The organism is Tenacibaculum discolor, assembly GCF_003664185.1.
GTDB lineage: Bacteria > Bacteroidota > Bacteroidia > Flavobacteriales > Flavobacteriaceae > Polaribacter > Polaribacter discolor.
Window position 1 is genome coordinate 101,056 of sequence record NZ_RCCS01000005.1, and the last position, 15,679, is coordinate 116,734.

At 31.4% G+C, this 15,679-nt stretch carries 12 protein-coding genes; 3 read left to right on the forward strand and 9 right to left on the reverse strand.

What is annotated here, in order from left to right:
• Nucleotides 1-23 precede the first annotated feature (23 nt).
• The 9 genes from C8N27_RS03970 to C8N27_RS04010 form a co-directional block, all read right to left on the reverse strand.
• On the reverse strand, nucleotides 24-752 hold the full coding sequence (locus C8N27_RS03970) for a lysophospholipid acyltransferase family protein (protein ID WP_121146368.1): 729 nt from the start codon (nucleotides 750-752) through the stop codon (nucleotides 24-26).
• Nucleotides 753-879: 127 nt separating this feature from the next.
• Nucleotides 880-1,302 (reverse strand): hypothetical protein, encoded by a 423-nt coding sequence (locus tag C8N27_RS03975; protein ID WP_121146369.1) that lies wholly within the window; start codon nucleotides 1,300-1,302, stop codon nucleotides 880-882.
• A 100-nt stretch (nucleotides 1,303-1,402) separates the two neighbouring features.
• Complete coding sequence (locus C8N27_RS03980) at nucleotides 1,403-4,177, reverse strand: TonB-dependent receptor (protein ID WP_121146370.1); 2,775 nt, start codon at nucleotides 4,175-4,177, stop codon at nucleotides 1,403-1,405.
• Between the two features lie 217 nt (nucleotides 4,178-4,394).
• Entirely contained in the window at nucleotides 4,395-5,966 is a 1,572-nt protein-coding gene (gene pgi / locus C8N27_RS03985) for a glucose-6-phosphate isomerase (protein ID WP_121146371.1), read from the reverse strand.
• Nucleotides 5,967-5,968: 2 nt separating this feature from the next.
• A complete protein-coding gene (locus tag C8N27_RS03990) occupies nucleotides 5,969-7,249 on the reverse strand; it encodes a peptidoglycan DD-metalloendopeptidase family protein (RefSeq protein ID WP_121146372.1) in 1,281 nt (426 codons plus the stop codon).
• Between the two features lie 97 nt (nucleotides 7,250-7,346).
• A complete protein-coding gene (locus tag C8N27_RS03995; RefSeq protein WP_121146373.1) occupies nucleotides 7,347-8,123 on the reverse strand; it encodes a DUF3108 domain-containing protein in 777 nt (258 codons plus the stop codon).
• Nucleotides 8,124-8,226: 103 nt separating this feature from the next.
• Nucleotides 8,227-9,144 carry a tryptophan 2,3-dioxygenase family protein gene (locus C8N27_RS04000; protein WP_099214810.1) on the reverse strand — a complete coding sequence of 306 codons (918 nt, stop codon included), beginning with the start codon at nucleotides 9,142-9,144 and terminating at the stop codon, nucleotides 8,227-8,229.
• 190 nt (nucleotides 9,145-9,334) lie between these two features.
• Nucleotides 9,335-10,495 carry a 4-hydroxyphenylpyruvate dioxygenase gene (gene hppD / locus C8N27_RS04005; protein WP_121146374.1) on the reverse strand — a complete coding sequence of 387 codons (1,161 nt, stop codon included), beginning with the start codon at nucleotides 10,493-10,495 and terminating at the stop codon, nucleotides 9,335-9,337.
• Between the two features lie 86 nt (nucleotides 10,496-10,581).
• Nucleotides 10,582-11,739, reverse strand: coding sequence for a homogentisate 1,2-dioxygenase (locus C8N27_RS04010; RefSeq protein WP_121146375.1), 1,158 nt, complete (start codon nucleotides 11,737-11,739; stop codon nucleotides 10,582-10,584).
• A 368-nt stretch (nucleotides 11,740-12,107) separates the two neighbouring features.
• Between C8N27_RS04010 and C8N27_RS04015 the strand changes: the two genes are divergently transcribed.
• The 3 genes from C8N27_RS04015 (at nucleotide 12,108) to C8N27_RS04025 (ending at nucleotide 15,679) form a co-directional block, all read left to right on the forward strand.
• A complete protein-coding gene (locus tag C8N27_RS04015; protein WP_121146376.1) occupies nucleotides 12,108-14,456 on the forward strand; it encodes a TonB-dependent receptor domain-containing protein in 2,349 nt (782 codons plus the stop codon).
• Between the two features lie 51 nt (nucleotides 14,457-14,507).
• Nucleotides 14,508-15,242 carry a DUF4198 domain-containing protein gene (locus C8N27_RS04020; RefSeq protein WP_121146377.1) on the forward strand — a complete coding sequence of 245 codons (735 nt, stop codon included), beginning with the start codon at nucleotides 14,508-14,510 and terminating at the stop codon, nucleotides 15,240-15,242.
• A gap of 107 nt (nucleotides 15,243-15,349) precedes the next feature.
• Nucleotides 15,350-15,679 (forward strand): hypothetical protein, encoded by a 330-nt coding sequence (locus C8N27_RS04025; protein ID WP_121146378.1) that lies wholly within the window; start codon nucleotides 15,350-15,352, stop codon nucleotides 15,677-15,679.

Consider the following 15,679-nt stretch of genomic DNA (forward strand, 5'->3'; position numbering starts at 1 on the left):
TTTATATTTATTGTTGTTTTCATCTAGTATATCCCAGATTTTACAGCTGTTTCTGTTTTAGACATTAACTCATCAAACGATACACTGTTTACCTTTATTGGTTCATGAGTTTTTATTTTTATCGGGCTTCCAATTCCTAATGGAAATTTTCCGTATTTAAATACTTTCCACGAGTTATTAATCGATAGAGGAACAACATAAGCTTCTGGATTGTATTTTGCTATCATTTTAAGCCCATTAACGGAGAATGACTTAGGTTTTCCAGTTCTACTTCTTGTTCCTTCAGGAAAAATAGCCGCAGACCATTTATTTTCTTTTATTCGTTTCGCAAATTTTCCTAATTCTGACAATGCTTGTTTCGCATCTTTTCTATCAATTAAAGCTGCTCCTCCGTATTTTAAGTTGAAGGAAATGCTAGGAATTCCTTTTCCTAGCTCTTTTTTTGACACAAATTTTGGGTAGTGTTTCCTAAGATACCAAATAATTGGCGGAATATCAAATGTACTTTGATGATTTGCCACAAAAATTAAGGTTGTATTTTCTGGTAAATCCTGTTTATTTTCAAATTGTACTCTAATTCCTAATATCAATAATGATTTTATGAGGAACCAATTCATAATATTTACTACGTTCTGGTGTCCTTCTTGCCCAAAGAGTTTAAGACCTAACCATTGTAATGGGTGAAAAATTAATAATAAAGAAAAAAACACCAATGCAAAGATTGATGAGAGTATATAACTTAAAACCTTCATTCTATTAGTTGTTTTTGTTATTTGCTTAGTCTTTTATTTAATAAGTTAATCATACCGATTTCATTACTAAAACATTACTAGTGCGCAAAAATAGAAAATCCCGCGGAAGCGGGACTATAATTTTATCTTAAAACCAATTGCTCCAAGGAATTCTTGCGAGAATTAGTACCAAAGCTAAGCCATAAAAGATTGTAAAGGTTTTAAACTTAGCTTCGCTTTTTACTTGTTTTTTATGTTTTGACCAACCTATCGTGATTAATACGATGGCAATAATCATGGTTAATGGGTGCTCAATAGCCAATAGTCTTGCTATTGGTTCTTTCATTACTTCTCCTCCATTAGCTTTTAAAGCTTTATACCAAGGAGACATAAAATACCATCCTAAACCGATTAATAGTTGAATATGAGTTGTAATTAAAGTAAATAGTCCTAAACGAAACTCTTTATGGGTAAATTCTTTTTTTTGTACTAATCCTATAATAGCATTTACAACAGTAAAAATTAAAACTGCTAATACAATATATGCCCAATAAGAGTGCAAAGTTTTCATCATGATTTTATACATTTTTAGTTAGTGTAAAAATACTGAATTTTCTGCATAAAAAAACCACCTCAGGTGAGGTGGTTTTAAGTTTATTTCTAATTTGTAATTAGAACTGATACTTTAATGATAAGTTCCAAGTTCTACCAAAACCAAACCAAACTTGGTTTCTAGTATCAATCCCTTTATAAGTACTCACAGTTGTTACTGGATTTACTTGTGGATCTGTATCATCTGTATAAATACTTGAACTAGCTTCCGCTATATACTCTGTATCAAATAAATTATTAACATTAACTCTAAAACTTAAACTACTATCATTATCAAAGTTTAGTTTATAACCTGCACCTATATCAAATAAGTTATAACTAGGTAATTCTAAAGCGCCTCTATTATTTGGTGATAAAAATGCTGCATCGTTAGCCCAATTTCTTGTATCTAATTGAAAAGAGAAGTCAGAGTACAATTGTGCTGCGTATCTCCAATCTGCACTAAAATCAAAATTACTCGTAATATCATAATTTAAACCTAATGTAGCTGTTGTTTGTGCTGCATCTCCGACTTTTGTCCCATCAATATATAAAGTAGCTGAGTCTACTAATGTTTGGCTACTATCAAATACACTAGCTGTTACATTATCTTTATACTCCCAGTTACCAACACTAACCATACCTTTTAACCTCATTCTATCAAAAGGTCTAATAGTATATTCTAACTCTATACCAGAGTGAACTTGTTTAAGTCCACTAAAAGTTGCTGTTCCATCATCTACTGCGTCTGTTCCTCTGATTGTTCTTGAGATAAAACGATCTGCCCAGGTAGTGTTATATAGGTTTAAATTAACATCAATAAACTCAGATTTAAAACCATAACCTAACTCGAAAGAAGTAATGGTCTCGTTCTCTGCATCTTCATTAATATTATTAGAAAAATTAGGAAAAACAGCATCAAAGAAAGGTTGTCTTTTAATTAAACCTGCATTAAAAAATACGTTATGAGCATCATTAATGTTATAGTTTAAACCTCCTTTTACATATCCTCCCGTTTTAGATTCTGTATCACTCACTACGTTGTTAATTTGATCAAAATAATCAATTCGTGTGTAAGTTTGTTTTGATAAACCAAATTGTACTACCGCAGATAAATTATCATCATTATCATATTCTACTAAACCATTAGCTCCATACCAATCCACTTCTCCTACGTTATAATAATCAATTTTAGCACCTCCTAAACCAGTGTCATTAAATGGTGAAGCTTTAATAGTTTCTGTTTGAATAACCCCAGTATCTAAATTTTTATTTCCTGTACTATAGTAACCGTCTAATCCTAATAAGTCATTCAACACTCTATAATGGAATCCTTCATACGATCTAACATCAACACCTAGACCAAAAGTCCAGTCATTCAATTCGTATTTTAAATTAGATATTGCTCCGTACCAGTTGTGAGAATTCATCGAAGCTCTTCTAACAGCAACATTACTATTTACTCCATCCTCACTATAACCATTTGAACCTATAATTAATCCTTGGTACGCTCCTCTTCCTGTATCACCTGTAAATGGAGTGCCTGCTCTGTTATTAGCAACAACAGCATCAAAATCAATAGTTCCGTCAGTTTTTCTATATGGTAAGTTACCATCAGCAATTGCTTCTGTTAAATCTTTTCTAAATGGGTTAATTCCAAAGTTTGAACCTCTTGATCCAGTTCCTCCTCCTCGACCCCAAGAACCGTAAACAGAAGTTGATAACGATAAGTTATCATTAATGTTCCAATCCCAGTTTAAAGTAGCTATTGGTTTGTTATAAAAATTCCTTCTAAAAGAATACTCATCACCATTCAAAGTTCCCCAATCTGCATTAAATCTTCTAAAGTCTTTTCCTCCATAATTCATGAAGTCTCTTATGGATAATCTTGTTGATCTTTGATTATGCCATTGAGCAGCCCCTGTAAAAGTAAAATTAAAAGCATGTTGTTCAGATGGCTTGTAACCTAAAGAAAATAAATATGTATATCCTTCTCCTTCTGTTCCATCAACATATCCGTCTCCTTGCCATCTTCCTATTAAAACGCTAGCAGCCCAACCTTTTTCATTAACACCTGTGTTGTATGATAAAGTTGTTTTATAATATCCGTCATTTCCAAAGCTAGAAGCTAAAGCTCCTCCTTCTTTATTATCTGTTGATTTTGTTACAATTGTCATAGTACCTCCAACAGAAGGAACAGCTAATTTAGAAGCTCCTAAACCTCTTTGAATTTGAATCCCTGAAGCTACATCTGATAAACCTTGCCAATTTGACCAATAAACACTACCATTTTCCATATCGTTTACTGGCTGACCATTAATTATTACTGCTGTATTTACTTGACCAAAACCTCGTACTCTTAATGTTCCATCTCCATAACCTCCTCCAGTTTTTGTCGCATAAACAGAAGGTGTAGTATTTAAAATTTCTGGAAATTCTTGATTTCCTAATTTTGCTTGAATTTCTGAAGCTCTAATAGTGGATGCAGCTACAGGCGTTTTTCTTTCTTGAACTAAATCAATAACTCCTTTACCAACAATTACAATTTCATCTAAAGTATTAGATGGCTGTAAAGCGATAGTTCCTAAATCAGAAACTCCAGTAAAAGATACTTCTTTGTTAGTATACCCAACAAATGATACTACTACTACTCCTGTATTTGAGCTAGCGTTTAGTATAAATTTTCCATCAAAGTCAGTTGCTGAACCGTTTGTAGTTCCTTTTACTACAACGTTAGCTCCTGGTAATGGTTCCCCCATTTCGTCAACTACTGTACCAGTAATTTTTGTTTGACCTAAAACCGTAGCCGTTACAAAGAACAAAGCTACAAGTAATACATTTTTAAATGTTTTCATTTTTTAATCTAATTGTTATTAAATGCAGGTGCAAATATCCTGCTTTTCATTAGTGCTAATATTAACTTAATGTTAAGTTTTAACAATAAATTAAGACCTTACAACATCTAAAAAAAAGTTTTTAACACTATGATACAATGATTTACACTCTAATTTAATCGTTAACAAAATCTATATTTAAGTTAAAAAATGTAAAAGAGATACGATTGGATATAATTTAATCGCTTATAAGTTTTTTTTGAGCTAGTTCTTTTCCTAATTCAACACCAAATTGATCGTATGAAAATATATTCCATAAAACTCCTTGAGTAAAAATTTTATGTTCATATATAGCTAAGAGCATTCCTAAAGAATAAGGTGTTAATTTTTTAAAAGTTATTGAATTACTAGGGTGATTACCCTTAAACACTTTATAAGGTAAAAGTGTATTTATTTGGTTTAGTTGATTATTAACCTTTAATTCTAAATGGGCTTCTTCTTTAGTTCTTCCAAAAGCTAAAGCCTCTTGTTGAGCAAAACAATTTGCAAGTAACTTTTCGTGATGTTCTTCTAAACTATATAAAGACTCTTTAAAACCAATAAAATCAACCGGTATTAATTTTGTTCCATGATGCAATAGCTGCATAAAAGCATGTTGTGAATTCACTCCCGTTCCTCCCCAAACAATAGTTCCTGTTTGGTAATCAACTCTATTTCCATTTCTATCAACATCTTTACCATTGCTTTCCATTACAGCTTGTTGTAAGTATACTGGCAACTTCTCTAAATACTCACTGTAAGGTAACACCATTTCTGTTTCTGAACCAAAGAAATTATTATACCAAATACTCAAAAGCGCTAGTATAACTGGTATGTTTTTATCAAAGCTTGTAGTCTTAAAATGTTCATCAATTTTTTCAGCTCCTCTTAACAACTTTTCGAAATTATCAAACCCTAATGATAAAGAAATTGACAAACCTACAGTTGACCATAGAGAAAATCGACCACCAACCCAGTCCCACATGGGGAATATGTTTTTTTTATCAACTCCAAAATTATCAACTGCTTTAGTATTACATGATACCGCAACAAAGTGTTTAGAAACATCAAAAACAGTAGCTGATTTTAAGAACCAATCTCTTATTGTATTAGCATTATTAATTGTTTCTTGGGTTGTAAAACTTTTAGAAACTATAATAAAAAGTGTCGTCTCTAGATTTATCTTTTTTAAAACTTCAAAAACATGGTCTCCGTCAATATTTGACACAAAATGTGTGTTGAGTTTATTTTTGTAGAATTGTAATGCTTCTACCACCATTTTAGGTCCTAAATCCGATCCACCTACACCGATGTTAACGACATCTGTGATTGATTTTCCTGTGTACCCTTTCCACTTCCCTGAAATAACTTTATTACTAAAAGCTTTCATCTTTCGTAAAGCTGTTTTAATCTTAGGCTTTACATCTTTACCATCTACAAAAATGGGTGCGTCTGTACTGCTTCTTAAAGCTGTATGTAATACTGCTCTATTTTCTGTAACATTAATTTTATCTCCTGAAAAATATTTTTCAATAGCATCTTTTAACTCAACTTCTTCAGCTAAAGAAACTAATAAATCAATTGTTTCTTGGGTTATTCTGTTTTTAGAATAATCTACAAACAACTCGTCTAAACAAATAGAAAATTCATCTTTTCTACTTTTATTCTTACGAAACAGTTCCTTTAACTCATAACCTTTCGCCTCATTAAAATGTTTTGTTAACCTCTCCCAAGCATTAGTTTCTGTAGGGTTTATATTCTGTAATGGCATAATTAATATGTAGCTAAAATTTCTTTTTCTTTAAATGAAAGTGGTTCTAGTTGTGGTAATTTTATACTGTCTAATTGTCTTTTTAATGGTTTTATATATTCTAAATATGTGGGTTTTATTTTAGGGTCTAAAGGCTCTGCTGATGGTAATTTTTCACGGAACGGATCTACTTGTCGTCCATTTTTCCAGAAACGATAGCAAACATGTGGTCCACTAGTGTTTCCTGTCATACCTACCCAACCAATAATATCTCCTTGTTTTACATATTCACCAACTCTTACTTTCCTCCTTTTCATATGTAAATACTGAGTTGTATAAGTACTATTGTGCTTTACTTTTACATAGTTTCCATTACCTCCTCTTCTCGCAGATTCTACAACAGTACCACTAGCTGTGGTCATAATAGGAGTTCCATACCTAGCAGCAAAATCAGTACCTTTATGAGCTCTCACCCTGTTACCGTAAAGTTTTATTCGCCTTCTTAAATTATAACGTGATGATATTCTGTATTGAAATTTAATTGGTGATTTTAAAAATGCTCTTCGTAGCATGTTTCCTTCTTGATCATAATATTCAGGAATTTTTTTAATTGAATCGGCTACGTATCTGTATGCATACAAATCTTCTCCATTATGTTTAAAAATAGCTGCTTTTACTTTACCGTACCCGACAAAGGTTGTATCGTTTATAAACTTTTCTTCAAAAATCAATTTAAATGTGTCTCCTTTTTGTAAACGATAAAAATCTAGCGTCCAAGCATAAATATCTGCTACCGTATTGGTAAGTGTTGGTTTTAACTGTAAACTATCCATCGTCATAGATAAATTAGAGTAAATCTTACCTGCTATTTCTTTTTCAACAGTCTTTATCTTTTTTCTATGTTTGTATGCAGATATAATTGAATCTTTAAAATCGATAATAGTAGCTTCTACTTTGTTGTGTTTATAAATAAAAACCTGTGCTTGATCTAAACTGTCTTTTGAAGCTAAAATTGTGTACGCTTTTCCTGATCGTATCCTTCTTACATCAAAAGTGTCTTTAATTCTAGTTGCTATTTCATTAATTTTAGGATACATTACATGATGTCTATCCATAATAACCCCAAAACTTTCTCCATTCTTTATAGTATCGTTAATAACCTTAAAATTATCTAAATTAAAACCGTAAGCTATAACAGGCTTTGGTTTTTCTATTTTGACAGGTTCTTGTACGACTATTTTCTTTTCTTTTTTACATGAAAAGAAAAGACATAAAATAATGAATGTAAGAATGAATTTTTTCAAAAAAAGCTGCTTTAAATTTGAGTTTATGCGCAAAAGTACAAATAAATACTATTTTTCCTCCCACTTTAACAATTCTTAAACAGCTTATATAGTTTTTTTAATCAACAACTATTTCAAAAGGATTTGCTAATCCTTTATAAGCATCTAATTCTGCACGTAATGATCCAACGGCTAAAGAAGCTTTCATTTTTATTGGTATTTTATTGTCATCTGCTGAAATCCAAATAGTAACACTTTCTTTTGCTTTAAAAACTCTACCGGCTTGAACCAATGGTCTAAATTTTTGCGTTTTAACCTTACCAAACTTTGTTTTTAATGTTTCGTGCCCCAAAAATCGTAATTTAAACGGGTAACTTTTATTATCGAAAAACATATCAAGCTTGATTTCATCTCCTTTTCTTAAATTTTTGGTATTCTGACTTCTTAAAAAATAGAAGGTAGAAATCATGTCTTGAGGTGACCTAACAGAAATTAATGTATCTTTTTGCTTACGGAAATCTTGAACGTACGCTGTATTTTTTTTATGGTTAAAGGTTATATGACGATTCTTTTTATGACCTCCTTCATCTATTTTTCTTTTGAATAAATAAGGCTGTACTTTATCAATTCCAAAGTAACTTTCATACCTGTCTTCAACCTTAAAAAACCAACTAATAACACCCGTTGTTTTACCAGTTCCTATAGCATGTAGTACTTTTTGGTTATTTAAATTCTTTTCTTTTAACTGTAAAACTGCTGTTCCTGCTTTTAAAAACCCGCTATAGCTCATATCAAAACGAAGCCATTCTCCGCTCTTATAAGCTGTTGGTTTACTTTGTGCAAAAAAACTTTGTGCAACTACTAAAAGTGTAAAAAACAATATTCTTTTTCTCATAATGTTCAAACTTATGAAAATTGATAGACAATTACCGTTCCAAAAATTAAAAAAAGCTGTTTAACAGAATATTAAACAGCTTTTATCTTATAGTTACTAGAATTTAAAACGTTCCCCAGTTTTCTAATTCTTCTTGGCTCCATAGGTATGGAAAGAAAATTCTTCTTTGATATTTTGGGTGCAAATATTTACGCCAATTACTACCTCCAGTGGCTTCTAAATCTCCATCGCTTCCTCCTAAATATTTCCCAGCTGCATTGTAATGTGCCATTACCCATTTAACATTTACAGTATAATCGTAATGACGCATTGCCTTTATTAGTTCTTCATTTTCTTGAACTTCTTCAGGTAATTGCTTGAATTTTTTTGAAAGGTTACAGTCATTATAATCTTCCATAAAATCTATGAATTCACCCATATACTTTTTCTCAAACAAATTTAATAAAGTTGTTTTTTGACCTGTGGTATAATTTTTCCCTGCTGCTTGCCAGTATAAGTGATCATAGGCATTTTTAAATGATGAATTTCTATCAATTGTATCTCTATAACGTGCATCTATCAAATTAATAAGGTCTGTAGAGGCAAATTCAATTTTACGGTATTGTGCACTTTGAAATCCACTCGCTGGTGTTAATGTATTACGAAATTTTAAGTATTGTTCTACATCCATACCATCACCCATAACTGTAAAAGAACTACATAACATATCAAAATAACGACTGATACGCATTAAGTGTTTTGAGAACTTATCTGCTGTAATTTCTTCTGCTTTTGCTACTTGGTCAATTTCCCACAAAATCATTTTAAACAACAATTCATTTACTTGATGATACATGATAAAAACCATTTCATCTGGCAACGTAGTTCTAGGAATTTGTAGTCCTAGTAGCGCATCTGTTTGTATATAATCCCAATAGGTTATAGGTTCACTCCAAAGCAACCCTTCTAACATTGCTTCAACAGGAACACCTAATTTATCGTATTTTTCTTCTATTGCTTTTAATATTTCTTCTTTACTCATTTGTTTGTTCTTTTATAATTGTTCTACATTCTTACTCTTTTTAGGTTAAGTAAGTTTTATGAGAAAGGAGATTTTATATTTAAATACCTATTTTGATTCATTATATAAATTATAAAAACCAAGAAACAAGGCAATTTTTACTGTCTTGAATCTTGATTTTTAATTTGCTTTATCTTATAAAATATTTTTTTTACAGAGTTCCTCTTAATTCTTGCTCTCTTTCAATTGACTCAAACAAGGCCTTAAAGTTTCCTGCTCCAAATCCACGAGCTCCCATACGTTGAATAATTTCAAAGAATAAGGTTGGTCGGTCTTCTACAGGTTTTGTAAAGATTTGTAATAAGTACCCTTCTTCATCTGCATCAATCATGATTCCTAATGATTTTAGCCTTTCAATATCTTCTCTTAACTCGTGACTAAACTCTTCTAATCTTCCTGGAACTGCTTGATAATATGCTTCTGGTGGAGTTGACAAAAACTCTACTCCTTGAGATTTTAATTGACTTACTGTTTTTATAATATCATCAGTAGCCACAGCTATATGTTGTACTCCTGCACCTTCATAAAAATCTAAATATTCTTCAATTTGAGAACGTTTTTTCCCCTCTGCTGGTTCATTAATTGGGAATTTAATCCTTCCGTTTCCATTAGACATTACCTTACTCATTAAAGCCGAGTATTCTGTATGAATTTGTTTATCATCAAATGATAAGAAGTTTTCAAATCCCATCACATCTTCATACCACTTCACCCAAACGTCCATTTGGTTCCAACCAACATTACCTACCATATGATCGATATATTTTAAACCTGCTACTGGTGGGTTATAATCTGATTCCCATTTTTTGAAACCTGGTAAAAACGTTCCGTTATAATTTTTACGCTCTACAAACATATGAACAGTTTCCCCATAAGTATAAATCCCTGCTCTTACAACTTCTCCGTGTTCGTCTGTTTCAACTGTTGGCTCCATGTATGATTTTGCTCCACGTGAAGTTGTTTCTTCATATGCTTTTCTTGCATCTTCAACCCAAAGTGCTACTACTTTAACTCCATCTCCATGTTTTACAATATGATCATTAATTGGAGATTTACTGTTTAATGGAGTTGTTAAAACTAATTTGATTTTATCTTGTTTTAACACATAACTTACTTCTTCTTTAGATCCTGTTTCTAATCCTTTGTATGCATATGATTGGAAACCGAATGCAGTTTTATAAAAGTGTGCTGCTTGCTTTGCATTTCCTACATAAAACTCTACATAATCTGTTCCTAAAAGTGGTAAGAAGTCTTGTGCTCCTTCAAATATTTTTTCTAAACCGTAGTTTACTGATTTTATTTCTTTTGACATTTCTTTCTGTTTTGAAAAATTTGATAATTAAACTAATTTGAAAATTGATTTAATACCTTTTCAAATTATCACATTCATATAATAAATTACTCTAACCAAGATTTGTAATAATCTTCATCTGCTATTTTCATAGCTTCTTCAGTTACTTTTAATGGTTTAAAAGTATCTACCATTACCGCCAATTCTTCGGTTACTGTTTCTCCAATACTTCTTTCTGCTGCTCCTGGGTGTGGTCCGTGAGGAATTCCCGCTGGATGTAAAGAAATATGTCCTGCATCAATATCATTTCTACTCATAAAGTCTCCATCTACATAATACAATACTTCGTCAGAATCAATATTACTATGATTGTATGGAGCTGGTATTGCTTCTGGGTGATAATCATACAAACGAGGCACAAAACTACAGATTACGAATGCATCTGTCTCAAATGTTTGGTGTACTGGAGGCGGTTGATGTATACGTCCTGTTATTGGTTCAAAATCGTGAATTGAAAAAGCATATGGATAGTTATATCCATCATACCCAACAACATCAAAAGGGTGTGTTGCGTATACCATTTCAATAATTTCATTTTGTTTTTTCACATTAATAACGAAATCTCCTTTTTCGTTATGTGTTTCTAACTCTTTTGGTCTACGAATATCACGCTCACAAAATGGAGAGTGTTCTAATAATTGACCAAACCAGTTACGATATCTTTTTGGAGTGTATACTGGACGATAAGATTCAACGATAAATAACCTGTTATCTTCTGTATCAAAATCCAATTTATAAATTACTCCACGAGGAATTACTAAGTAATCACCGTATTTAAAATCTAAGTTACCTAACATAGTGCGTAATTTACCAGTCCCTTTATGGATGAAAATTACCTCATCTGCATCGGTGTTTTTATAAAAGTATTCTTTGGTAGACTCTTTTGGAGCCGCTAAAATGATATTACAATCAGAATTGGTAAGTACTACTTTTCTACTTTGTAAATAATCATTTTCTGGTGCTACTTGAAACCCTCTAAAACGATACGATTGAATATTGTTTTCTTTTGCTACCTTAGGCGCTATCGAATATTGCTTACGGATTTCTTTGACCATTGTTGGTCTATATTCATGGTAACTATTGGTAGACATTCCGTCAAAACCAATCGTACCAAATAATTGTTCGTAATATAAACTTCCGTCTTCTTTACGAAACTGAATATGTCGCTTGTGTGGAATTTTTCCTAATTTATGATAAAAAGGCATCTTTTCTTAATTTGATAATTCAACAATGTGTTAATCTTTCAATTAACTCTCTTTCTTTATTAGTCAGTTTATTCTACTCATTGTTATTAGTAGTGACTAACTCCAAAAATCAATCAATAATAGCTACTCTGGATTCCGTTTTATCATGAATTTTAAATGCGCTAAAAGATCTTTCCAATGCATTTTAATAGGTTTTTAGTTGCGTTTTACAAATATACCAAATTTAAAAAGATGTTGATATCTCATTAAATTTCAAAATTTTAGATTTTTTTATTTAAAATTAATCTAAATAAATTTTGATACTCAACTTCCCTGAGATACATTTGCGATATTAAATAATTTTTATTAAATCTAAATAAACAAACAAAATGAAGAAAATTATACCTGTATCGTTGGTATTGTTTTTATTTATTACGACAACATTAGTTGCCCAAAACAATTCTATTAAAGGGATCATCGTAACTGATAATAATGATTTCCTTACTTCAGTAAACATAACTCTTAGCCCAACTAATAAAGGACTTACCAGCAACGAAAAAGGAGAGTTTAAGTTTGAAAACTTAAAAAAAGGTAAATATGTAGTTAATCTATCAATGGTTGGATTTGAAAAAAAATCAATTACCATAAGACTTAAAGACAACGAATCTAAAAATCTAGGCAAAATCGTTCTTAAAGAGGCTATTGATCAATTAGATGAAATTACAATTAACGGAGTAAAAAACAAATATTCTAAAAACAAAGTATCAAACTCATTACGTTTGAAAACTCCTATAAAACAGTTACCACAAAATGTTCAAGTAGTAGGTTCTGAAATATTACAAGACCAACTTGTAACAAATATGTTAGAAGGTGCTTTTAGAAATGTTAGTGGCGTTAGCAATATAGAGCATTGGGGACATTTTGCTCGTGTTAACATGCGCGGATTCAGATTACCTGCTTTTAGGAATGGAGTAAACATCCAAGATTCATGGGGGCCATTATCCGAAGATACTTTTATGGTAGATCGTATTGAATTTGTTAAAGGACCTTCTGGTTTTATGATGGCTGCTGGTGAACCTGGTGGTTTTTACAACGTGGTAACTAAAAAACCTACAGAAGAAAGAATAGGATCTGTAAACTTAATGGCTGGAAGTTTTGACACATACAGAGCTGCGGCTGACTTTGGAGGTGCTTTAACAAGCGACAAACGTCTGCTAGCTCGTTTAAATATTTTATATCAAAACACAGGAAGTCATAGAAAATTTGAAGATACCGAACGAATTGGTATTGCTCCATCTTTATCTTATAAAATAACAGATAAAACAAATTTATTAACCGAATTCTCTTTTCAAAAACTAAACACTCTTGTTGGTGCAGCTTATATATTTGGCCCTGTAGATAAAGGATTTGGTAGCCTACCAAAGGATTTTACTATGATTGATAGTAATTTCCCTGATACCGACATCAAGGAAGTTAGTTTATTAAACCAAATAACTCATAACTTTAACGAAAACTGGTCTGTAGAAGCAAAATATGTAACAATGCTTTACACACAAGAAGGGGCTTCTGCATGGTTAGGTAGTATACAAAATAATGGTGATGCTATTAGAAGTGTAAGCATTTGGGATGCTATTTCTGAAAGCGAATACTTCCAATTATATGCTAACGGAAAGTTCAATACAGGTGCTGTTAGCCATAAAATTATGGGAGGTTTTGATTATACTGACAAAGAGTATTTTGCTGATTTTAGTCAGGCTGGTGCAGTAGATACTCCTGCAAATCCATTCAATATTTATAACCCGACTTATGGAGATAGAGTTTTTCCAGTATTTGATAGAAGTACTCCTTTAAAAGAACGTGCTAGTTTGTATACCTACGGAACAAAAATCAACTCTTTGTATGCTCAAGATGAATTAAGTTTTTTAGAAAACAAAATACGTTTGACATTAGCAGGTAGATATACTCAATTAACTCCTAAAGGTGACATTACAACTAAAAAATTCACTCCTAGAATTGGTTTAAGTGCTGATATTACTCCACAGATTACTGCTTATGGTTTATATGACCAATCATTCTTAGCAAATGATGCTATTGATAATACAGGGAAAAGATTTGATCCTATTGAAGGAACTATCTACGAAGCTGGTTTAAAAACCAATTGGTTAAACGGGAAAATAAATGCTTCTTTAAGTGCATACATTATCAATAAAAATAATATGACTACTAGTGATCCTACCGATCCTACTCGTCAGTTTAGCATTTTGCTTGGAGAAGTAGAATCAAAAGGTTTTGAGTTTGATATGCAAGCGCACATTACAAGTGAATTAGACTTATTATTGAATTACGCAAATACAAATGTTGAAATTGCCAAATCAGATATTCCAAATACAGTAGGAACAAGAATTGCTGGACATGCAAAGCATATTACCAACGGATGGTTAAACTACAACTTTAATAAGAACTCTGCACTTAAAGGTTTTGGTCTTTCTCTAGGATATCAATATTTAGTAGATAGATCTTCTTGGACTTGGAATGCAAACAATAATACTGAATTACCTGACTATTTTAGAATGGATGGTGGTGTTCATTGGAAAAACAACAAGTTACGTGTTGCCTTAAATATCAATAATATTTTAAACAAGCATTTATATTCTGGTGCAAACTACGGAACTTATTTATACTGGCAGTCTGAGCCAGGAATTAACGGAAGAGTTTCTCTTACCTATAACCTATTCTAAAAAATCAATAACCACCTAAAGAGTTTAGGTGGTTTATATAATTTATTAAAAATGAAAAAATCAATTTTAACATTACTCTTTTTAGCGGTAATTAGTAATTCTTTTGCCCATTACATTTGGATTGAAACTAATCCTTCAGGAAGGGTCAACAATAAACATGAGGTTAAAATTCGCTTCGGAGAATTTTCTGAGGGTGTGATTGAAAAAGTAGACGGAGAACATTTCAGTAATGTCAAAGACTTTACTGTTTGGTTAATAGCTCCTGACGGAAGCAAAACTTCTTTACAAACAATAGCTAAAAACGATTACTATAGCACCTCTTTCATTCCGAAACAAAAAGGAACCTATACTATTGCTTTAGACAACAAAAAAATAAAAGTGTTTGATTATACAAAATATGATTATACAACTTTTAAACCTGAATATCATGCAAAAGCAAGAATTGTAGTTGGTAACTCAATTAGTGAATTAAAACCTACAAACCCTAAAGGAATAGAGATTATTGATGTTACTCCAAAACTTCATAACCGCTCTGATAAAATTACTTTAAAGGTATTGTATAAAAATTTGACTCTTAAAAATGGAGAGATTACTTTATTCAGTGGTGATAAATGGTCTTTAAAGGGAAAGACTAACGAAAAAGGGCTAGTCACTTTCAAGTTACCTAAAAAAACTACGTATACTGTAGAAGCAACTCATGAAGAAAAAACTCCTGGAACCTTTAAAGGAGATGACTATAAAATTATTTGGCACTGCGCTACATATTTTATTAATAACAAACTATAGCTTTAGTTATAAATTTTAAACATGAATAACTATTTGAATTATTAAATATAGCAAATACAAAGCTCTGAACTTTTATGTTCAGGGTTTTGTTCTTTGATTAAACCACTATGAAAACAGTTACTTTTCTTATTATTTTCCTCGGATGTTATGCTTTGTATAACACTTCTGAAAAAGCTTATTTATCAAATACTTTTTCTTTGCAAAAATGGTTTCAGTCTCATAAACATTTTACTAATATAATTGGATTAATCTTCCTATTAGTAGGTTTATTATTATCAATCACTTTTTTTGGACTTTCAGCTGGAATTATTACTTGGATTGTAGCTGTCTCTCTATTTTTAAGTCTTATCATTCTCATTACTCCTTTAAGAATGATAAACTATGCTTTTTTAACTGTCTTATTTACGTTAACTTTTTTAATAGAACTCATTTTTTAA

What these genes read in the sequence shown, in the direction of transcription:
- C8N27_RS04010 (WP_121146375.1), bottom strand. Translation starts at nt 11,739, where the DNA reads ATGCCTTTTTATCATAAATTAGGAAAAATTCCACACAAGCGACATATT.
- C8N27_RS03970 (WP_121146368.1), bottom strand. Translation starts at nt 752, where the DNA reads ATGAAGGTTTTAAGTTATATACTCTCATCAATCTTTGCATTGGTGTTT.
- C8N27_RS03995 (WP_121146373.1), bottom strand. Translation starts at nt 8,123, where the DNA reads ATGAGAAAAAGAATATTGTTTTTTACACTTTTAGTAGTTGCACAAAGT.
- C8N27_RS03980 (WP_121146370.1), bottom strand. Translation starts at nt 4,177, where the DNA reads ATGAAAACATTTAAAAATGTATTACTTGTAGCTTTGTTCTTTGTAACG.
- C8N27_RS04000 (WP_099214810.1), bottom strand. Translation starts at nt 9,144, where the DNA reads ATGAGTAAAGAAGAAATATTAAAAGCAATAGAAGAAAAATACGATAAA.
- C8N27_RS04015 (WP_121146376.1), top strand. Translation starts at nt 12,108, where the DNA reads ATGAAGAAAATTATACCTGTATCGTTGGTATTGTTTTTATTTATTACG.
- C8N27_RS03975 (WP_121146369.1), bottom strand. Translation starts at nt 1,302, where the DNA reads ATGAAAACTTTGCACTCTTATTGGGCATATATTGTATTAGCAGTTTTA.
- C8N27_RS04025 (WP_121146378.1), top strand. Translation starts at nt 15,350, where the DNA reads ATGAAAACAGTTACTTTTCTTATTATTTTCCTCGGATGTTATGCTTTG.
- C8N27_RS04020 (WP_121146377.1), top strand. Translation starts at nt 14,508, where the DNA reads ATGAAAAAATCAATTTTAACATTACTCTTTTTAGCGGTAATTAGTAAT.
- hppD (WP_121146374.1), bottom strand. Translation starts at nt 10,495, where the DNA reads ATGTCAAAAGAAATAAAATCAGTAAACTACGGTTTAGAAAAAATATTT.
- pgi (WP_121146371.1), bottom strand. Translation starts at nt 5,966, where the DNA reads ATGCCATTACAGAATATAAACCCTACAGAAACTAATGCTTGGGAGAGG.